This window comes from Amycolatopsis coloradensis (assembly GCF_001953865.1).
GTDB lineage: Bacteria > Actinomycetota > Actinomycetes > Mycobacteriales > Pseudonocardiaceae > Amycolatopsis > Amycolatopsis coloradensis.
Window position 1 is genome coordinate 1 of sequence record NZ_MQUQ01000044.1, and the last position, 19,239, is coordinate 19,239.

General features: G+C 66.8%; 20 protein-coding genes. 13 read left to right on the forward strand and 7 right to left on the reverse strand.

Annotated elements, in window-relative coordinates:
- Positions 1-195: 195 nt before the first annotated feature.
- Positions 196-1,113: a pPIWI-associating nuclease domain-containing protein gene (locus BS329_RS41080; RefSeq protein ID WP_076169021.1), complete on the forward strand. Its 918-nt coding sequence runs from the start codon at positions 196-198 to the stop codon at positions 1,111-1,113.
- A gap of 680 nt (positions 1,114-1,793) precedes the next feature.
- Here the strand turns inward: BS329_RS41080 and BS329_RS43710 are convergent.
- On the reverse strand, positions 1,794-1,958 hold the full coding sequence (locus BS329_RS43710) for a hypothetical protein (protein ID WP_158075895.1): 165 nt from the start codon (positions 1,956-1,958) through the stop codon (positions 1,794-1,796).
- Between the two features lie 206 nt (positions 1,959-2,164).
- On the opposite strand from BS329_RS43710, the gene BS329_RS41090 reads away from it, so the two are divergent.
- The gene (locus BS329_RS41090) at positions 2,165-2,491 is read left to right on the forward strand and encodes a hypothetical protein (protein WP_143253443.1); all 327 of its coding nucleotides are present in this window, start codon (positions 2,165-2,167) and stop codon (positions 2,489-2,491) included.
- Positions 2,492-2,836: 345 nt separating this feature from the next.
- Here BS329_RS41090 and BS329_RS41095 read toward each other — a convergent pair whose 3' ends face one another.
- The gene (locus tag BS329_RS41095) at positions 2,837-3,061 is read right to left on the reverse strand and encodes a hypothetical protein (RefSeq protein ID WP_143253444.1); all 225 of its coding nucleotides are present in this window, start codon (positions 3,059-3,061) and stop codon (positions 2,837-2,839) included.
- 281 nt (positions 3,062-3,342) lie between these two features.
- On the opposite strand from BS329_RS41095, the gene BS329_RS41100 reads away from it, so the two are divergent.
- Positions 3,343-4,245, forward strand: coding sequence for a helix-turn-helix transcriptional regulator (locus tag BS329_RS41100; RefSeq protein WP_244197501.1), 903 nt, complete (start codon positions 3,343-3,345; stop codon positions 4,243-4,245).
- Between the two features lie 74 nt (positions 4,246-4,319).
- Here the strand turns inward: BS329_RS41100 and BS329_RS43225 are convergent, their stop codons facing one another.
- Positions 4,320-4,661 (reverse strand): hypothetical protein, encoded by a 342-nt coding sequence (locus BS329_RS43225; protein WP_143253445.1) that lies wholly within the window; start codon positions 4,659-4,661, stop codon positions 4,320-4,322.
- 1,184 nt (positions 4,662-5,845) lie between these two features.
- On the opposite strand from BS329_RS43225, the gene BS329_RS41115 reads away from it, so the two are divergent.
- Positions 5,846-6,538, forward strand: coding sequence for a hypothetical protein (locus BS329_RS41115; RefSeq protein ID WP_076168971.1), 693 nt, complete (start codon positions 5,846-5,848; stop codon positions 6,536-6,538).
- 217 nt (positions 6,539-6,755) lie between these two features.
- Here the strand turns inward: BS329_RS41115 and BS329_RS41120 are convergent, their stop codons facing one another.
- Positions 6,756-7,262, reverse strand: coding sequence for a hypothetical protein (locus tag BS329_RS41120; protein WP_076168973.1), 507 nt, complete (start codon positions 7,260-7,262; stop codon positions 6,756-6,758).
- A gap of 228 nt (positions 7,263-7,490) precedes the next feature.
- On the opposite strand from BS329_RS41120, the gene BS329_RS41125 reads away from it, so the two are divergent.
- The 5 genes from BS329_RS41125 to BS329_RS41145 all read left to right on the forward strand — a co-directional run bounded on the left by BS329_RS41125 (position 7,491) and on the right by BS329_RS41145 (position 11,789).
- Positions 7,491-7,829 carry a hypothetical protein gene (locus tag BS329_RS41125; protein WP_076169023.1) on the forward strand — a complete coding sequence of 113 codons (339 nt, stop codon included), beginning with the start codon at positions 7,491-7,493 and terminating at the stop codon, positions 7,827-7,829.
- A gap of 378 nt (positions 7,830-8,207) precedes the next feature.
- Positions 8,208-9,530, forward strand: coding sequence for a M20/M25/M40 family metallo-hydrolase (locus BS329_RS41130; RefSeq protein ID WP_076168974.1), 1,323 nt, complete (start codon positions 8,208-8,210; stop codon positions 9,528-9,530).
- The gene (locus BS329_RS41135) at positions 9,530-10,408 is read left to right on the forward strand and encodes an alpha/beta fold hydrolase (RefSeq protein WP_076168976.1); all 879 of its coding nucleotides are present in this window, start codon (positions 9,530-9,532) and stop codon (positions 10,406-10,408) included. The genes BS329_RS41130 and BS329_RS41135 overlap by 1 nt, the downstream gene beginning before the upstream one ends.
- Before the next feature lie 40 nt (positions 10,409-10,448).
- Positions 10,449-11,045 carry a winged helix-turn-helix domain-containing protein gene (locus tag BS329_RS41140; RefSeq protein WP_076168978.1) on the forward strand — a complete coding sequence of 199 codons (597 nt, stop codon included), beginning with the start codon at positions 10,449-10,451 and terminating at the stop codon, positions 11,043-11,045.
- Positions 11,046-11,789, forward strand: coding sequence for an SRPBCC family protein (locus tag BS329_RS41145; RefSeq protein WP_076168979.1), 744 nt, complete (start codon positions 11,046-11,048; stop codon positions 11,787-11,789).
- On the opposite strand, the gene BS329_RS41150 is transcribed toward BS329_RS41145, so the two are convergent.
- The 3 genes from BS329_RS41150 to BS329_RS41160 form a co-directional block, all read right to left on the reverse strand.
- Entirely contained in the window at positions 11,782-12,003 is a 222-nt protein-coding gene (locus BS329_RS41150) for a DUF5703 family protein (protein ID WP_016334446.1), read from the reverse strand. The two genes, BS329_RS41145 and BS329_RS41150, sit on opposite strands and share 8 nt — an antisense overlap.
- Positions 12,000-13,013: a YncE family protein gene (locus BS329_RS41155; RefSeq protein ID WP_076168981.1), complete on the reverse strand. Its 1,014-nt coding sequence runs from the start codon at positions 13,011-13,013 to the stop codon at positions 12,000-12,002. Before BS329_RS41155 ends, BS329_RS41150 begins: the two co-directional genes overlap by 4 nt.
- A gap of 113 nt (positions 13,014-13,126) precedes the next feature.
- Positions 13,127-14,092 (reverse strand): aldo/keto reductase, encoded by a 966-nt coding sequence (locus tag BS329_RS41160; protein WP_084750875.1) that lies wholly within the window; start codon positions 14,090-14,092, stop codon positions 13,127-13,129.
- A gap of 137 nt (positions 14,093-14,229) precedes the next feature.
- On the opposite strand from BS329_RS41160, the gene BS329_RS41165 reads away from it, so the two are divergent.
- From BS329_RS41165 to BS329_RS41180, 4 genes are all read left to right on the forward strand, one after another.
- A complete protein-coding gene (locus tag BS329_RS41165; RefSeq protein ID WP_076168984.1) occupies positions 14,230-15,285 on the forward strand; it encodes an LLM class F420-dependent oxidoreductase in 1,056 nt (351 codons plus the stop codon).
- Positions 15,285-16,124 carry an undecaprenyl-diphosphate phosphatase gene (locus tag BS329_RS41170; protein ID WP_076168986.1) on the forward strand — a complete coding sequence of 280 codons (840 nt, stop codon included), beginning with the start codon at positions 15,285-15,287 and terminating at the stop codon, positions 16,122-16,124. The genes BS329_RS41165 and BS329_RS41170 overlap by 1 nt, the downstream gene beginning before the upstream one ends.
- Positions 16,125-16,227: 103 nt before the next feature.
- Positions 16,228-16,932 (forward strand): histidine phosphatase family protein, encoded by a 705-nt coding sequence (locus BS329_RS41175; protein WP_076169025.1) that lies wholly within the window; start codon positions 16,228-16,230, stop codon positions 16,930-16,932.
- A 102-nt stretch (positions 16,933-17,034) separates the two neighbouring features.
- Positions 17,035-19,077: a M3 family metallopeptidase gene (locus BS329_RS41180; protein ID WP_076168987.1), complete on the forward strand. Its 2,043-nt coding sequence runs from the start codon at positions 17,035-17,037 to the stop codon at positions 19,075-19,077.
- The last annotated feature ends 162 nt before the right edge of the window (positions 19,078-19,239 follow it).

Consider the following 19,239-nt stretch of genomic DNA (forward strand, 5'->3'; position numbering starts at 1 on the left):
GCCGACCGGATTACCTACCCAACGTTGCTTGATACGGCACTAGTTCTTTGCTCACACATTGATCTTGGACACCCTCCTCTCACGCCCTCAACCAGGCCACTTCACCCGATCTTCACGGAATCAATCATCTAGGCGCCTGGCCACCCCATACGGCAGCCTGGGGAAGAGGGCCGCTCCATGGCTTACACTGGGCGCATGGTCCGCAAGCTGACTCCTTCGCAGTTCCGCGCCGCCGTGCAGAAGGCGGAGCGTGATCAGAAGCGCGCAATCGATAACTACAATCGTGAGGCCCGCAAATACAACGCCGGCGTAAAGAATGCATTGAACGACTACAACCGTGAGGTGCGCACATACAACTCGAAGGCGCGCGCTCACAACCGACAGGTCGAGAACCAGCGGCAGCGGATCAACCAGGAGGTTGCGCGTCTTAACGCGCGGCCTGCAAGCGCCACCTTCACTACCGTCCGTGCATCGACAGCTACGCTTGTTCAGACGTACAGCACTGTCGAGTCGAACCTTGCCTCTCATTCTGTCTCACCAGCCGCTCAGCGGTTCGTCGACCTTGCCAGCGACGAGACTGCGAACAGCGTGTACCTGGTCAACGCGCTGGACGGTGACGGGGCTCGAGACGAAGACCCGACCGAGGACGAGCTCCGCGCTCCCTCGATGGCGACTGAGCTCGCAGCCTTCGGACAGGATCTCGCCAGCAGGTGGACGGGCGCGCTCTATGCGCTCAGTCCGCACAACCCGGACGCTGCCCGGCACTTCTGTACCAGTGCGCGTGAGGTGATCATCGCGATTCTCGACGGCTCGGCCTCCGACGTGGATGTCAAGCGAGAGGAGCCCGGCTGCGAGATGACTGACAGGGGCGCACCGACCCGCAGGGCTAAGATCAGCTACCTTCTCCGCAGGCACGGCGTGACTAACGACGGCATAACGCGCCTTGTAGACGAGGATGTAGCGAACGTGTTGTCGTTGTTCCGGACCTTCAACGACGGCACGCACGGCCATGCGGGTCGCTTCACGATTACGGAACTGTCGGCGATCCGCAATCGGGTGGAGTCAGCCATCGGTTTCATGCACCAATTGGTCACGGCGCCTGTCGCAAGTTAGCTCTTTACGTGGAGCGTGGCCGCATCAATCAACCCACGGGTAACCCGTGGGTTAATTAACCCAGAGAAATGGCAATAGATATCAGAATATTCTGAATTCATGTCCTTTGCGAAAAGACCCAGGGTGCCGCTCAACGGCATGCCCGCACGTTGGTTGCTGTCGCGCGGATGATCGTTGCGACAACGGCAAGCACCGCGTCGCAATCGTCGCGGGCCTCCTCCATCTCCCCACGCCACCGTGCCTGACTGCTTGGGCCGACGGGTCTTCGTAGTCAAGATCGTGCACGATCGCGTTTCGCGCCTCGAAGAACTTGTCGAGCGTTTCGATCTGAGCAACTGGGAGCCGGGCGTTCGAGATCCACGCGTACATCTCCAGGACGTCATCGGCGGTGAGTGCGCTCGGTGACCGTCCTGTGTGGAGACGATCTTGCTCAGGGCTTTCTGCGCGTGGAGTCGGTGCTTGTCCGCGACGCCCCGTTGGACCGCCACATCGTCCAGCGCCGCGAACACTTCAAACTCGGGGGTTCGCCGGGCGTTCTCATACAGCGTGTGTGCGTGGTAAGCGAGCAGAGCATTGTAGCTGGGCAGCCCGACCCTCTCCAGGAAGAGATGCCCGACCGCGCGGATCATCGGACCACGAACTGCCCTGGTGAAGGCCCGATGGTCCGGAACGGTGGGCAGTCAGCCGAGGTCGTGGTCGGCTCCGGCGTTGACCCACCGCTCCCGCCAGTTGTCTCCAGGGAAGCTAACCAGCCACGCCAGTAGCCGTCGCAGCTCGTGAAGGGTCGCCGAGTTCTCTTTCAGTCCCGGCCGCCACACCGGCGACCGCTCGGGAAGCAGAAGCACGTCTTCGGTCCTGAGTTGACTGTTCGAACTCGAGCGAGGTCGTTCTAGTGCCGCGCCGCACCGTTCGAAGAAATGTCACGAGACTGAGATCGATCTCGGGTGACACCAGGTGAGACAGCCGGCAAACGCACAGGTCAGCGAAGATCGACATGTCACGCGCGGCGAGACCCTGCACGGTGTTTGTGGATCCGCTTCGGCGTTGGACGGTGACCGTTCGCCGGGGCGGCGGGCACAGCCCGGGTGCCGACAGCGGCCTCTCGCGCCGGCTCGCGGGCTCGCACGTGAGGTGCCTGTACCGCAAACACCACCTCGCCGTGAGCGGGCTGACCACCAGCTATGACCACTCGGTCGACCTGCACACCACCAGTTGCAACTCGTGCCTGGAGGCCTACCTCGATCGCGCGACCTGGCTCGAGCTGGACCTTCGCTTCACCTCGCCACGGCCGGACGCACGGGCGGAACTCGTTCTCCGCCCGCGACCACCGAGCCGCCCCGTGGCGATCGGCGGACTCGTCCTCGAACTGCAAGGATAGACGGTCGGTACCCTGAGCCTGCAGCTGTGCGGCGTCGACCAGCGAGGCGTCGTCAGCCACATTGAGGTCAATCCGGCCTACCGGCTCCGCCGCTTCGGCACCGTGCTGGTTCTCGCCGCGCTGAACCACCGCTCCGCTTACCGGTGGTCCACCACTGACATCGGCACATCGGCCGTCGTTCGCGCGTTCTGGTCCGCTCAACAGCTACCCGGTCACACGCAACCGGCGTTCCCTTCTACTGCTCGCACATGAACGAGTTACCGGTGTACGACGGAAATGCGGAGCACTGAACCTGGCGTCGGCCATCTCGGTACCCCTGTCCCGACATACATGGCGAGTCGCGGGTCAGCCGCTCGCTTTCCCGGCGTTCTTGCGTATCCCGGCGGCCCCTCCTTGAGCCAGGACGCAGCCGCCCGCCCCTTGCCGTGTCGGTGCGGGCGATTCGTCGCACTGGTGGCTGTCGAACTCGATGTAGGCGCAGCCGTGCTTGGGGGCATGCCGGATGAGGGGAAGTAGTTCGTCCGGCCAGTCATGCTCGGCGGCGATCTGTTCTGAGTGATTCCGCGGCACGTACACAAGCCATTCGCGCTCGGCAACGTTGGCCGGCCGCTGCCGCGGGGATCGGGCTCGTCGCTCTCGGGTTCGACCCCCGCTCAGTGACTCACCGGGCCTCGTTAGTCCGACGCGGGCGGGGATATGCGGTCAAACACTTCGCCACGCAGCTCACTTTTGTGGATACTCGGCCAGGGGATACACATCCGAGGGGGACCATGTCGAACGCGGAGTTCACGAGAGGGGTCACATCCGGGACAGGCCAGTTCTACCACTGGCGCGAACAGATGGCCCCGTACATGCACGTTAACCGTAGCGGTCAAGCTGAGGATTTTCGAATTCGTCAGAGATCTCTGGATTTCGGTCTCGTGCACGCTTGGGCCATAACCTCATCCGCAATGACCTACCGTCGGACGCCGGAACTGATCGGGCAGTTCGATCCCGAGGCTTATCATGTCACGCTGATGCTGCGCGGAGCGCAAGTGATTGACGATGGCACCGGGCAAACAGTCCTGACCCCGCACAGCCTCCATGCGGGTAGCACCTCGCGTCCGTATCGCGGCTGTGTCGCAGACGGTCACAGCTTGTCGACGTATTTCGGTGTGCTGGTTCCCAGGCCTCTGCTGCCACTGCCGCAGCGAACGGCCGATCGCGCTATCGGGGTTCCGTTCTCCGGACGAGAGGGCGTCGGCGCGCTACTCTCCGGGGTATTGACTCGATTGGCGGTGGATGCCGACAGTTACCCGACGTCGGGCGACCCCCACCTCGGAGCTGTTCTGATTGATTTGATGGCCGCGCTGTTCGCCTGCGCGACCGAGGGCGAGCGGTCGCTCGAGCCGGAGACGCATGCTCGAACACTGACCCTTCGGATTCAGGCGTTCATCCAGCAGCACCTGGACGACCCGCGGTTGACCCCTGGCGCAGTCGCCGCGGCCCATCACATTTCGCTCAGCTATCTACACCGCCTGTTCCAGGCGCGCGGCGAAACGGTGGCTTCGTGGATCAGGCACCAACGTTTGGAACGGGCTCGTCGCGACCTCTCCGATCCTGCCCAGCTCTTCGTGCCAGTGCACCGAATCGCCAGCCGGTGGGGTTTCGGCCACGCGGCTGCTTTCAGCCGGGCCTTCCGCGACGCTTATGGCGTTCCTCCCATGGATTTCCGAAAGCGCAGGCTTTCCCGCGGGCAGAACGAGAACCGGTGAACCAGGCTCCGGGCGGGCCGAGCAAGCCGCCGGCGACCTTACCGACGGCCTGTGGTCCAAGCTCGTGGCACCGATCAGGCGACCCAGTAGGCCTCGTCGCAATGTTCGTAGCGCCCGTTCTTCACCAAACAGATATCGAACTTGTACCTCTTTTCGTCCTCCAGGTCGTACTTCGGGTTCAACGTCGGACGAAGGGTGTCACATTTGCCACTTCCCCGATTGTTCGTGTGGGTGTACGCGCCATGGACGCGCATGGCAACCCCCCATCCGTCCGGCTGGCGGTCGCACAACTCGGCAATGTCGCCTTTGGCGGTGAAGGTCAAACGTCCCCCAGGCCTGTCATCGTCCGTTTCCATCGAACGAGATGCCGCGGATGCAGGGGAGGCGAGTCCGACTGAAAGCACAGCGGCGATCATCAGTACTCCACAGGTGGTGAGCGAACGTCGAGACGGCATGAGAGCAGTCCTTTCCGCTGGTTCGGAACCAGTCATATGGGTCGTGTGGGAAGCCCCCCATAGATGATGTGATGTGTCCGGCTGACTGTCGTTGGCGGCGAGTACACAGTTCCTTGAGTGTCCGTCCACGGCCTACATGCTCCTAGGTGTTCAAGTACGAATTTGGGCTATCGGTGTCTGCCTGTGCAGTTATCCGTCGCGTGTTCACCCTGTCGCGAATGATTCAGTAACTTGAATATTGTCCCAAGCCCGATGGTTGATTCACGTGACGTTGCCGAATGACGGACGATGACCTGGACGCCAAGCTCACCTAGCTGCCGGGGAGCTACAGAGCGGAATCCGACATCGAACGCGGACTGGAACGACGGAAGCGGGTGGCCAGATGTTGTCGGCTCAGACCTGCCCGCTCTGCGATATCGTCGACCCTGACGGCGCCACCGGATGTGGTCAGGCTGCGCCAGCTGCGGTCGAGCGACTTCGGCAGTTCCGGTTCGTCCAGGAGGGCCACCGGAATACGGGAGATCTATTGACCGGTCTACGGGACGACACGCCGGGATGGTCGACGTGTGCGGTGGGCCCCTTCGAATCTCCCACACCGAGATGCCCCTCAACGGCTACAAACACCGAGAACTGGCGACAGTTGAATAGGCGATCTCACCAGTCTCAATGCCGGACCCCGACGGGATCGTGGACGCGGACGACCTACGCCAGCTTCTCCGCTCCCTGCTGGACGCTCCCGCACCAGAGAGCGGGCACGACCCCACCTGACGAACCACAGATCTTGCCCTCGCGTTCTCAAGGAGGACAACAAGAACGTCTCGACGCCACGGCCGACGGTCGACCCTGACCGGTGAACCCGTTCGCCGAGCACGACACCGTCGCCTTTCGCGTGACGCACGGCGTGCGTTCCGCCGCGAACAACGTCGCTGAACGGGCCTTCCGCGTCAGCGCGTCACCCAGGGCGTCGTCGCCGAGGATGGGGACCTGCCGGTGAAGTCCGCGCCGTTACGGCTGGTCAGCCTCGGCGTGCCGTCCGGCACGACCTGCATCGCACAAAGGTAGCCATCGAGCTCTGTCCATGGCCGAGCCGTTCCCTCACACTGAGGGGCATGTGTGTGGTCCCGCGGTTACTTACAGCCATCCTGGTGGCGATCGGCTTGGCGGTGTCGGCCTGTGGGTCCGCCGACACGCCGGACCCCAAGCCGAACCTCGTCAAGGAGTACTGGGAGTCGAGCGCGGTCAAGAACGATCGCCTGCCCGGCTACGGCGCCGCCCCCGAGGACCGCCAGGCCAATCTCGCGGCCTACTACTCGCCCGAGCAGCTGCTGTCTCGGCTGATGAGCGTGTTCACCTGCACTAAGGGGCCCGGCAGCGGGGGGCGTGGCGGTGACCGCTTCGACACCTCCTGCGACCTCAGCGCAGCGGTCCGCCGCGCGATTCAGGAGGCCGGTGGTGACCCTCAACGCGTCTCCGCCCGCGTTGTGCTGGTCAAGCATCCGGACGGCGTACTGGAGTTGATGACCCTGGTCATCGCCAACGACAAGGCGATCGATGCCAACGGCGAGACCTACTCCGGCCTTGACCAGTTCCGCGCGGGCAACGACCTTCTCGATTCAGACGACGTGATCCTGGTGCCGCGCGAGCTTACCCGGGTGACCGGAGACAACGAACTCGTCACGGTCTACGGCCACACCCCGTGGGTGGGATGGCCGTGGTTGCTCGGTGGTGGCGTGCTGGTATTGGCCGTCATACTGCTGCTGCTGCTGATCCGCCGGAAAGTGCGCCGTGCACGACAGCGGGGCGAGCCGGGTGACCACGACCTGGGCACCTCCTCGTGAGCACCCCTCGGCTAGGTGTTTGGGGTCGCCGACTGGTGAGGCCGCATATTCGACTGTCGCGAGTTCTCGACGGATGTTGCGGCGAGTAGTCGCCAGGTGCTTGCCTGTTCTCGTCGTACTCCGAGCAGGCAGCGGCCGAAGTACGTCGGAAAGCTGCCATGAGTCCACATAGTGGCTGATCAGTTGGTGCGGTGCGCCGAGCAGCTAAGAGTTAGGTCTACTCAGCCATTGCGACATGCGCGGCGCGATCAAACTGGTCGCGTGGTCCCTGGAGGACCTCCCACACTGGCTCTCCGTTCGGCGTGCCTTTCCAGAACACCTCATTTAGCACCACGGCATAGTCCCACGCGTGGTTGGTGAGGTGTTGTGGAGCGAGTACCGCGAGCTGGTGGTAAGTCAGCCATAGCTTGTGCACGAGGGCATGGTCGCGATCGTCTTGCTGACGATGGCTGGCCACTTGGTCGATGTCCTGTGCCGCATCCAGCAGCGCGTGGACTGCCTGCCGGAGTAGGTCGCGGCGCTGGGCAGCACGCTCCCGTTTTTCCCGCTGCTCGAGCCGATCAGCATCGCGCCGCTCGCGCTCCTCTCGTCGAACAGCCTCCCGCTCGGCCTCGCGCGAGGTCTCCCGGGCCGTCGCACGCTGGCTCAAGAAAGTCGTGGCCGAGCCGAATACCGCACCGAATAAGGTCGCAAGAACTGCCAGCCAGTTGTTCACATCGATCACGTCGTCCCGCTGCTGAACGTGTTACAGGACGGCAGTGACACGGCACCATCGCTCGGTCATGCGACGGTGGGCATGCGGTTGGATGCCGGTATGACAGACATCGCTGCGGTTGGGTCTGAGGGAAGGCTTCAGCTGGAGGTTCTGCGTGATCTTGTGCAGGCCGAACTGGCTGCGGCCGGATTGCCGGTGGTCCCTGGTGGTCATCCGATAGGTACCGCCGGAGCGGTCGTGACGGTGGACGTCCCGGATCTGCATGGCGTGCTGGTCGACTGGAGAGAGCACGCTGTCCTGCTCGACGCGGGGCAGCAAGCCTGGGCCGAGGACCCGCATCGAGAGGGCGAAGAAGCCGCCGCGTTCGCGCGGCTGATGTCCACGATCGGCGAAGCGATGTCCGCGGCGATGCGAACCATCTTGATGGCCGCCGGGATGGAGGTGTCTGGCACCGGCAACGACTACGCACCTCACGAACTCGTGGTCACCCGCAGGGTGGCGCCCTCGGTGTGGCGCGCACGGCGGGACGCTCAGTTCGTCCGGCGAACCGACTCGATGAGCTCGCTTCGGCTCTAAGCAGTCCTGACCAGCTCGAACGCACTACAGCCCGTCGGCGTCCAGTGTGGGCCCGGCTGCCCTAAGGCGTTGTGCTCGGCCGGCTGTGCAGCCGCAGCTGCGGGAAGGTTGCGGCTTGTGGTCTCGTCCTCCGCAGGAGCGTCGCGTTCGGGCAAACGATGCCGGGCCTGGCCCATTCAGGGGCAGGCGGTTTCAGGCGCGGAGCTCCTCTGCACGGGCCTCGGTCGGAGCAGCCGAAGCACCCGCGGCCCAGAGCCCTGGGTGGGGTCCGGTCCTGTGTCCGCCTGCCTCACAGCGCATGAGGGGAGTGGGTCTTCGCACGTGTCCACGCGGCGGTGGTGCCGGGTCGGCCAGCTCCACCAATGGTAGGAATGCCTGGTGACCGAACCGAATCTGATCGAGGCCGCCGCCGAAGAGGCAGTCACCCTCACCAGTGAACTGATCCGCATCGACACCACCAACACGGGTGATCCCGACACGCTGGTCGGTGAACGCGTCGCGGCGGAGTACGTCGCGGAGAAGCTCACCGACGCGGGTTACGAGATCACCTATGTCGAGTCCGGTGGGAAGAACCGCCACAACGTGATCGTGCGGCTGCCGGGTGCCGACCCGTCGCGGGGCGCGCTCCTGATCCACGGTCACCTCGACGCCGTCCCGGCCGACGCCTCGGAATGGTCGGTGCATCCGTTCTCCGGGGCGATCCAGGATGATTACGTCTGGGGCCGCGGCGCGGTCGACATGAAAGACATGGTCGGCATGGCGCTCGCGCTGGCTCGCCACTACAAGATCAACGGCGTCGTTCCGCCGCGTGACCTCGTCTTCGCGTTCCTCGCTGACGAGGAAGCGGGCGGCAAGTACGGCGCGCAATGGCTGGTCGAGAACCGGCCCGAGCTGTTCGAGGGCGTCACCGAGGCGATCAGCGAGGTCGGCGGGTTCTCGATCACGCTGAAGGACAACGTCCGCGCGTACCTCATCGAGACGGCCGAAAAAGGCATCCGCTGGATGAAGCTGCGCGTGCGCGGCACCGCGGGCCACGGCTCGATGATCCACCGCGACAACGCCGTCACCAAGCTGTCCGAAGCCGTCGCCAGGCTCGGCAACCACCACTTCCCGCTGGTCATGACCGACTCCGTCCGCGAGTTCCTGGACGGCGTCACCGAGATCACCGGCTGGGACTTCCCCGAGGACGACATCGAGGGTTCCGTCGCCAAGCTCGGCAACATCTCCCGCATGATCGGCGCGACCCTGCGTGACACGGCGAACCCGACGATGCTCACCGCGGGCTACAAGTCCAACGTCATCCCCTCGGTCGCGGAAGCCTCGGTCGACTGCCGGATTCTTCCCGGCCGTCTCGAAGCCTTCAACGCCGAACTGGAGGAGATCCTCGGCCCGGACATCGAGAAGGAGTGGATGGAGCTGCCACCGGTCGAGACGACCTTCGACGGCGCCCTCGTCGACGCGATGACCAACGCCGTCCTCGCCGAGGACCCTGGCGCCCGCACGCTTCCGTACATGCTTTCCGGTGGCACGGACGCGAAGTCGTTCCAGTCCCTCGGGATCCGCAACTTCGGGTTCGCGCCGTTGCGGCTGCCCGCGGACCTCGACTTCTCGGCGCTGTTCCACGGGGTCGACGAGCGGGTCCCGGTCGACGCGCTGAAGTTCGGTGTGCGCGTTCTCGACCGCTTCCTCCGCTCAGCCTGATGCCCGGTCTGCTGGTCGCCGACGGAACACCCCTGCACTTCGAGCGCTGGGGTGAGCTGTCGGCACCGGTGACCGTTGTCCTCCTCCACGGGTACGCCCTCGACAGGCGGAGCTGGCGTGCCGTCGCGCCGGTGCTGGCGGAAGCCGGGGAGGAGCCGGTCGCGGTCCTGGCCTACGACCAGCGCGGGCACGGCGAATCCGGCGACGTCCGGCCGGCGTCGGCGACCATGGGGCACCTCGCCGACGACCTGGCCGAGGTGCTGGACAAGGTGGTTCCCGACGGCCGGGTCGTCCTGGTCGGCCACGACATGGGTGGCCTCGCGATCCTGTCGCTCGCCCAGCGTCATCCGGACCTCTTCGCGGCGAGGGTGGCGGGAATCGGGCTGCTCGCCATGTCGGCGGGCGGTGTCACCCCGGACGCGATCTGGCCGAACGCGCTCGGAAAACTCGGCCGGGACCTGGAAATGGTCTTCGGGACGAAGCTGATCGGCCTGGTGCGCGAGCATACGAGCAAGGCGGTGACCGCGGGGCTGCGCTGGTGGCTTTTCGGGGACGACCCGGTGCCCAGAGACGTCGAACTGACCGTGCGGATGATCCGCGGCAACTGGCCGCAGACGGTGTCCGCGTTCCGGCCCGCCTTGGACGCCTACACGCGGGAATCGGCGTTGTCGCAGGTCGGCACGGTGCCGGTGACCGCGATCGTGGGGGAGCGCGACAAGCTCGTGCCGACGGCGGACGTCGAGGAACTGGCGGGCGCGGTGGAGAACGGGACGTCCGTGGTGCTGCCCGGTGTCGGGCACGTCGTCCCGCTGGAGGCCGCGCCGCAGGTGGTGCCGCGCCTTCTGGCCCTGGCGAACCAGGCTCGCCGACAAACCTAGCTTCCTTGACAACTTCTCTTTTCGGTGGCACCTTCGTGCCATGTTCTCCGTAGCGGTGATCGAGGACGCGGAAGCGGCCGAAGTTTCGCTGGACCCGGTCCGGGCCCGGCTGCTCGCCGAACTCGCCGAACCGGCGTCGGCGACGATGCTGGCCGGGCGGGTGGACCTGCCGAGACAGAAGGTGAACTACCATCTGCGCGCGCTCGAGAAGCACGGGCTGGTCGAGCTCGTCGAGGAGCGGCGCAAGGGCAACGTCACCGAGCGCATGATGCGCGCGACGGCGTCGTCCTACGTGATCTCGCCGGCCGCGTTGTCCGCTGTGCAGCCCGACCCGGCCCAGTCGCCGGACCGGCTGTCGGCGCGCTGGCTGCTCGCGGTGGCCGGCAGGCTGGTACGCGATGTCGGCGTGCTGATCACCGGTTCGACCAAGGCGCGCAAGCGGGTCGCGACCTTCGCGATCGACGGCGAGGTGCGGTTCTCCTCCGCCGAGGACAGGGCCGCGTTCGCCGAGGAACTCACCGTCGCGATCACGGACCTCGTGAGCAAATACCACGACGAAGGCGCCGAGAAGGGCCGCGACCACCGGATCGTCGTCGCCGTCCATCCGAGCGTCAAAACCGAGCCCGAGGAGCGCTGAATGGGCCACGAATTCGAAGTCACCGACCGCCTCGAGATCGACGCGACGCCGGAGCAGGTCTGGGACGCCATCGCGACCGGCCCGGGGATCACGTCGTGGTTCATGGGGCGCAACGAGGTCGACGGCGGTGTCGGTGGCACCGTGAAGACCGCCTTCGGCGGCTACGAACCCACGTCGGCGATCACCGCGTGGGATCCGCTGGAGCGACTCGTCTACGGCACGGAACCCGGGCCGGACGGGCGCTTCGTCGCCTACGAGTTCCTCATCGAGGGCCGTGCCGGCGCCAGTACCGTACTGCGGACCGTGACGAGTGGCTTCCTTCCCGGAGACGACTGGGAAGACGAGTTCGAGGCGATGACGGCGGGCGGCGAGTTGTTCTTCCGCACGCTGGTCGAGTACCTGACGACGTTCCCGGGGCGGAGAGCCGAGCCACTGACGGTGTTCGGTCCGATGAGCGAAGACTGGGATCGCGCGTGGCTCACGCTCGGCAGGGAACTCGGCCTGGCGGGGCGGCCGGAAACGGGGGACCGGGTCCGGCTGTCGACCGGCTCGGTGTCCACTGTGGAGGGAGAGGTCTACCTGGCGAACGAGCAGACGGTCGGGATCCGGACGCCGGACGCGCTCCTCCGGTTCGTCCGCGGGTTCCAGGGGCCGATGGTCGCGATGCATCACCTTTTCGGCGACGTCGACCCCGAAAAGCAGGAGAAGATCTGGGCGGACTGGCTCGCCCGCGTGTTCAGGTGATCAGGCCGGGCAGGGGAGTGGCGGTGCGCTTGCGGCGCAACCACACCCTTCGCGTCCCATCGGAGTAGAGCCGGACGGTCGAGAGTTCCCATCCGGCGAACTCGGCGTGGATCGACAGCTGCGTCGCCGCCGCCCGCCGGGAAACACCGGGAGGCAATTGCAGCCGCCGGTACTCCCAATCCCCTTCGACCACCGCCTCGTCCACCACTGTCATGGCGTGATCACCTGGATCCCTTCTCCGATGGCCGAGCCGACGACCACGCGGCCGCCCTGCTCGTCGACGGTGACCGAATCTGGCTGCCGCAGCGTGGGGAATCGGTGCTTCTCGATCGGTTCCCCGCCGCGGACGTCGAAGCCGACGACCTCGTTGCGTGCGGTGAGGGTGACCCAGGCAAGGCCACGGGTGCGGTCGTAGGCGATGCCGTACGCCCCGCCGGGGACGGGGTAACGCTGGCGCAGCAACAGCGGCGTCGTGGAGAAGGCCAGCAGGGCGCCCGCTCGCGCGTCGGTGACGAAGACGCGCCCGAGGTCATCGGTGACCGCGTTGGCCGCGCCGTCGCCCGCGCGCAGGCCTTCGCCGATCTTGCCCTCGGCCAGGTCGACCGAGAACAAGGCCGTGCGCAGCTTGTCGAGGACGACCACGCCGTCACCGGTGTTCAGGACGTCGTCGGCGCTGTAGAGCTGACCCGTGATGCTCTTCGGGCCGGCGTTCTCGGACAGCACCTCGACGGTTTTGCGGTCGCGGACCGAGACCAGCGTCGCGTCACCGTCGGTGAGCCCGGCCGACGGCTGCCCCGCGACCGGGACCGTCTCCAGCGCGCCACCGGGCAGCGACACCTTCGCCAGGACGCTCTTGCCGGGAACGCTGGCGAGCACCTGCGAACCGGAGACCGTGAGCCGCTCCGCCGGACCGGGCAAGGCCACGGTCGTCTTCGGGGTGTCCAGGGTCGCGAGATCGTAGATACGCAGGGAAGGCGGCTCCGGGACGGCGACGACGAGCGTCTTGGTCGCTTCGTCGGTGACCAGCGCTTTCACCCCCGGCGCGGCGAACACCGAGCCCGCGGGTTTGACCGTCACGGCCGGCGAGACCGCCGCTGTCACCGCGACGGGGTTCTGCACGACCTGCAAGGTGTCGTTGGGGGTGTCGTCCGTACTACAGGACGAGAGCACCAGGGCACCGGCGAGCGGGATCGCGATCCGGGAAACGGCGGACAGCCGACCCACCTTGGTGCCTCCACCTGCTACTCGTCGAACGGACCTGTCCAGCATCCCCCAGGAACCCCACCGCGTCACGTCTGTGTCACCCAACAGTCACCTAATCCAGTACTCGGGACGGCTCAAAGGCCGCGTTCGGGGTAGCCGACCTCGATCGCGCTGACGTCGTCGAGCGCCGAGCGGATGGCGGGCGGGAGCGTGATCTCCTCCGCCGCGAGCGATCCGGTCAGCTGACCGGTGTCACGGGCTCCGACCACGGGCGCGACCACTCCCGGCCGGTCGCGGACCCACGCCAGCGCGACGGCCAGCGGCGAGGTCCCGAGGCCGTCGGCGGCGGTCGCGACCGCCTGCACGATCCTGGCCGCGCGATCGGTCCGGTGATGTTCGACATAACCCGCGAAAACACTCGACGCGCCGCGTGAATCGGCGGGTGTCCCGGTGCGGTACTTGCCGGTGAGCACGCCGCGGCCGAGTGGCGCCCACGGCAGGATCCCGATCCCGTGGTGCTCGGCCGCCGGCACCACCTCACGGTCGACCCCGCGCTCCAGCAGCGAGTACTCGACCTGCGTCGACACCAGCGGCGCGACGGCCGAGCTGCGGGCCGCCGCGGTCGCCAATTGCCAGCCGCAGTAGTTGGAGACGCCGACGTACCGGGCTTTGCCGGTGGTCACTGCGTAGTCGAGGGCGGCGAGTGTCTCGTCGACCGGCACGGTGGTGTCCCAAGCGTGCAGCTGCCAGAGGTCGATGTGGTCGGTGCCGAGGCGGCGCAGCGAACCTTCGAGCGCGGTGAGCAGGGCACCGCGCGAGGCCCCGCCGCCGAACGGGCCGTCGGTGCGGCGGGCGACGGCCTTGGTGGCGAGCACGATGTCGTCACGGGGGACCAGGTCCCCGAGAAGGGCGCCGAGGACGCGTTCGCTCTCGCCCTCGCTGTAGATGTCGGCGGTGTCGACCAGGGTGCCCCCGGCGTCGACGAACGCGACCAGCTGGCTGGCCGCCTCCTCCGAGTCGGTGTCGCCACCCCACGTCATGGTCCCGAGGGCCATCCGCGAGACCCGCAGTCCCGACCGGCCGAGCTGTCGCTTTTCCACGACAGGCGAGCCTAGCCGGAAGGCAAGTGCGGGACGCGGAGCAGGTGAGCGTGTCGTGAGCGAGTACCACCGGCCGGGTCATCGCGATGTCAACACCCTGAACGGAGGAGTGACACTCCGATGGATACATTCACGCCGTGCGACTCGGACTGAATTTGGGCTATTGGGGCGCGGGCGGTCCCGCTGCTGACGCGGCCAACCTGGCATTGGCGAAGAAGGCGGACGAACTGGACTACGCGGTCGTCTGGGCCGCGGAGGCGTACGGCTCGGACGCGCCGACGGTGCTGGCGTGGGTGGCGGCACAGACCTCCCGGATCGACGTCGGCAGTGCGGTCCTGCAGATCCCCGCGCGGACCCCGGCGATGACCGCGATGACCGCCGCGACCCTGGACACGCTGTCGGGCGGGCGTTTCCGCCTCGGCCTCGGCGTTTCCGGCCCGCAGGTGTCCGAAGGCTGGCACGGCGTGAAGTTCGCGTCGCCGCTCGGCCGCACCCGCGAGTACGTCGAGATCGTCCGCAAGGCGCTGGGCCGCCAGCAGGTCCAGTACGACGGCGACCACTTCCAGCTGCCCCTGCCCGATGGGCCAGGCAAGGCACTGACGCTGACCGTGCACCCCGTGCGCGAAGAGATCCCGGTGTACCTGGCCGCCATCGGCCCGAAGAACCTCGAACTGACCGGCGAGATCGCGAACGGCTGGCTCCCGGTGTTCTTCTCGCCCGAGCACGCCGGGGAGCAGTTGAAGCTGATCCAAGCCGGTGCGGAGAAGGCCGAGCGCTCGCTTGACGGCTTCGACGTCGTCCCCACGGTCCCGCTCGTGGTCGGTGACGACTGGAAGGCCTGCGCCGACGCGGTCCGCGGGTACGCGGCGCTCTACCTCGGAGGGATGGGCAGCCGGGAGAAGAACTTCTACAACCAGCTCGCTTGCCGGATGGGCTTCGAGCGCGAAGCCGCCGACGTCCAGCAGAAGTACCTGGACCGCGACTACGAGGGCGCCATGGCGGCCGTCCCGCTGGAGTTCATCGACGCGACGTCGCTGCTGGGCTCCAAGGAACGAATCGCCGACCGGATGCGGGCCTTCGCCGGGGCGGGTGTCACGACACTGACCGTCGCGCCGTCCATGCCGGACCCCGAGAGCTCCGCACACGCTCTCGAGGTCGCCGCCGAAGCCGTCGAACTGGCCGGTGTCGCCTGATGGGATGGTTCGAAGCACTGGTCCTCGGCCTTGTCCAGGGCCTGACCGAGTTCCTCCCGATCTCCTCCAGCGCGCACCTGCGGATCACCGCCGCGCTCGCCGGCTGGGACGACCCGGGCGCCGCGTTCACCGCGGTCACCCAGATCGGCACCGAACTCGCGGTCATCCTGTACTTCTCCGGCAAGATCGGGAAGGTCCTCCGCGCCTGGTTCTTCTCGATCTACAAGAAGGAATGGCGGCAGGACCCCGACGCCCGGCTCGGCTGGCTGATCATCGTCGGCTCGCTGCCGATCGTGGTGCTGGGCCTGCTGCTGCAGGACGCGATCGACGAGTCCTTCCGTGATCTGCGAATCACCGCGACCACGCTGATCGTGTTCGGCCTGGTCCTCCTGGTGGCCGACCGGATCGGGAAGCAGGAGCGGACCCTCGACCAGTTGACCGTGCCGCACGGTCTCGGCTTCGGGTTCGCGCAGGCGCTGGCACTGATCCCGGGTGTGTCCCGTTCGGGCGGCACCACCAGCGCCGGGCTGCTGCTGGGTTACACCCGTGCGGAGGCGGCTGAGTACTCCTTCCTGCTGGCGCTGCCCGCGGTGTTCGGCTCGGGGCTGTACAAGCTGACCGACATCGGCAAGGACGGCGCCCCGGCGCAGTGGGGGCCGACGATCCTGGCGACGCTGGTCGCGTTCGGCGTCGGCTACGCCGTCATCGCCTGGTTGATGTCGTACATCAAGACCAAGAGCTTCGTGCCGTTCGTGATCTACCGGCTCGTGCTCGGCGTCCTGCTGTTCGTGCTGATCTTCACCGGCGTCCTCGACCCCGGCGCCGGCCCGCACATCTAACCCCCGCGTTTCGTCCTCTGGTTGCGGTCCTTGCACGCGCAACTACCGCAACCAGAGGACGAATTGCGGGGTGGGGCAAAGCGCGACACGTAGGGTGGGCCACGTGAGTACTGTGATCCTTCTGCGCCACGGCAAATCCACGGCGAACGGTTCGGGCGTCCTCGCCGGGCGCACGCCCAAGGTCGGCCTGGACGACACCGGCCGCGCGCAGGCGGCCGCGCTCGTCGACCGGCTGGCGCCGATCCCGATCGCCGAAATCGTGGTCTCGCCGATGCTCCGCTGCCGTCAGACGGTCGCGAAGCTGGCCGAGGCACGCGGTCTCGACAAGCTCAAAGAGCCCGGTTTGTCCGAAGTGGATTACGGCGAGTGGACCGGCCGCGCACTCAAGGATCTGTTCAAGGAACCCCTGTGGCGGGTCGTGCAGGCACATCCCTCGGCCGCGGTCTTCCCCGGCGGGGAAGGACTGGCCGAGATGCAGGCGCGTTCGGTCGCGGCCGTCCGCGCGCACGACGCCCGGATCACCGCGAAGTACGGCGAGAACGCGGTCTGGCTCCTGTGCAGCCACGGCGACGTGATCAAGTCGATCCTCGCCGACGCGCTCGGTCAGCATCTCGACGCCTTCCAGCGGATCGTGGTCGACCCGGCGTCGGTTTCGGTCGTCCGCTACACCGAGACTCGTCCGTTCGTGTTGCGGGTCAACGACAACGGCGGCGACCTCGCCGGTATCGCCCCGCCGGAACCCAAGGCCAAAGCCAAGCGCAGGAAGCAGAGCTCCGACGCGGTGGTGGGCGGTAGCACCGGAGCGTGACCATCGCCGTCCGCGGTGTCACCGCCAGGACGGCATCCACCGGCCCCTCGCTGCCCGTAAGGTGGCCAGACCAGCAGATTCGACGACCCGGGAGCAACACCGATGATTCCGCAGGACAACCCGTTCGCCGCGCCGAGTGAGCTGCCCTACGCCCTTCCGCCGTTCGACCGGATCGCCGACGCGCACTTCCTTCCCGCCTTCGAGGCGGGCCTGGCCGAGCACGTCGCGGAGATCGACGAAATCGCCGGTTCCGCCGAACCGCCGACCTTCGAGAACACCATCGTCGCGCTCGAGAAGTCCGGCAGACTGCTGTCCCGCGTCTCCAGCGTGTTCTTCAACCTCGCCGGATCGAACGCGAACGACGAGATCCAGCGCGTGCAGGCCGAAATGGCGCCGCGGCTGGCCGCGCACGCCGACGCGATCAACCTGAACCCCGCGTTGTTCGCCCGGATCAACTCGCTGTTCGAGCGCAGGCACGAACTCGGCCTCGACACCGAGTCGCTGCGACTGCTGGAGCGGCACCACACCGACGTCCGCCGTGCCGGTGCCGGGCTTCCCGACGCCGACCAGAAGCGCCTGCGTGAGCTGAACGAGCAACTCTCGACGCTCTCGACCCGCTTCCAGCAGAACCTGCTGAAGGACACCAACGAACTCGCGGTGGTCGTCGACGACGTCGCGGAACTCACCGGGCTGGGCGAGGACGAGATCGCCACGGCCGCCGGGACCGCCGGCGAGGAGGGCAAGTACGTCCTCAAACTGACGCTGCCGACCGCGCAGGCGGCACTGGCCTCGCTGGAGGACCGCGCCCTGCGCGAGCGGATCTTCACCGCGTCGGTGTCCCGCGGCAACCGGCGCAACGAGTTCGACAACAACGAGATCGTGGCCCGGCTGGTCCGGCTGCGTGCCGAGCGGGCCGCCGTGCTCGGCTTCCCCGACCACGCCTCGTACGTCATCGAAGACGAGACCGCGAAGACCGCCGAGGCCGCGGTCGGGCTGCTCGAACGCCTCGCGCCGGTCGCGGTCGCCAACGCCAAGGCGGAGGCGGAAGAACTCCAGCGCTACCTCGAAGCCGACATCCCCGGCGCGATCCTGCGGCCGTGGGACTGGGCGTTCTACGCCGAGCGCGTCCGCAAGGACCGGTTCGAGGTCGACACCGCGGCGCTGCGCCCGTACTTCGAGCTGAACCGTGTCCTGACCGACGGTGTCTTCTTCGCCGCGACCAATCTCTACGGCCTGACCTTCACCGAGCGGGAAGACCTGCCGAAGTACCACCCCGAGGTTCGGATCTTCGAGGTCTTCGACGCCGACGGCACCGAACTCGGCCTGTTCCTGCTCGACTACTACGCCCGCGACTCGAAGCGCGGCGGCGCCTGGATGAACAACTTCGTCGACCAGACGAAGGTGCTGGGCACCAAGACGGTGGTGGTGAACGTGCTCAACGTCGCCAAGCCGCCACCGGGGGAGCCGACCCTGCTGACCTTCGACGAGGTCGTCACCGCGTTCCACGAGTTCGGGCACGCACTGCACTCGCTGCTTTCGGATGTCCAGTACCCGACGTTCTCCGGCACCAATGTCCCGCGTGACTTCGTCGAATACCCCTCGCAGGTCAACGAGATGTGGATGCTCTGGCCCGAGGTGCTGGCCAACTACGCCAAACACCACGTGACCGGCGAGCCGCTGCCGCAGGAGCAGATCGACAAGCTTCTGGCGTCGCAGCAGTACGGCGAAGGGTTCTCCACGACCGAGTATCTCGCCGCGACCCTCCTCGACCAGGCTTGGCACGCGCTCGGCACCGAGGACGTCGTCGACGACGTCCAGCGGTTCGAGGCCGAGGCGCTGACGAAGGCCGGTGTCGCGCTGGAAGCGGTGCCGCCGCGCTACCGCACCACCTACTTCGCGCACATCTTCAGCGGCGGCTACAGCGCCGGGTACTACTCCTACATCTGGAGCGAGGTCCTCGACGCCGACACCGTGCAGTGGTTCCGCGAGAACGGCGGCCTCACCAGGGAGAACGGTGACCACTTCCGTCGCAAGCTGCTCGGCCGGGGCGGCAGCGTCGACCCGATGGCCGCGTTCCGCGCCTTCCGTGGCCGCGACCCGGAGATCGAGCCACTGCTGAAGCGCCGCGGTCTCGCCGGGGCCTGACCAACCCGACCCACTCGACACCGGCGCGCTGGTCGCCAGAAGTACATGAAGGCCCCCTTCCTTGCGTCTATCGCAGGGAAGGGGGCCTTCATGTACTTGGGGGGACTGCAAAGTCGAGGGCTTGGAGGATCTGGGACATTTCCGGGACCCTTCGGCAGGCGC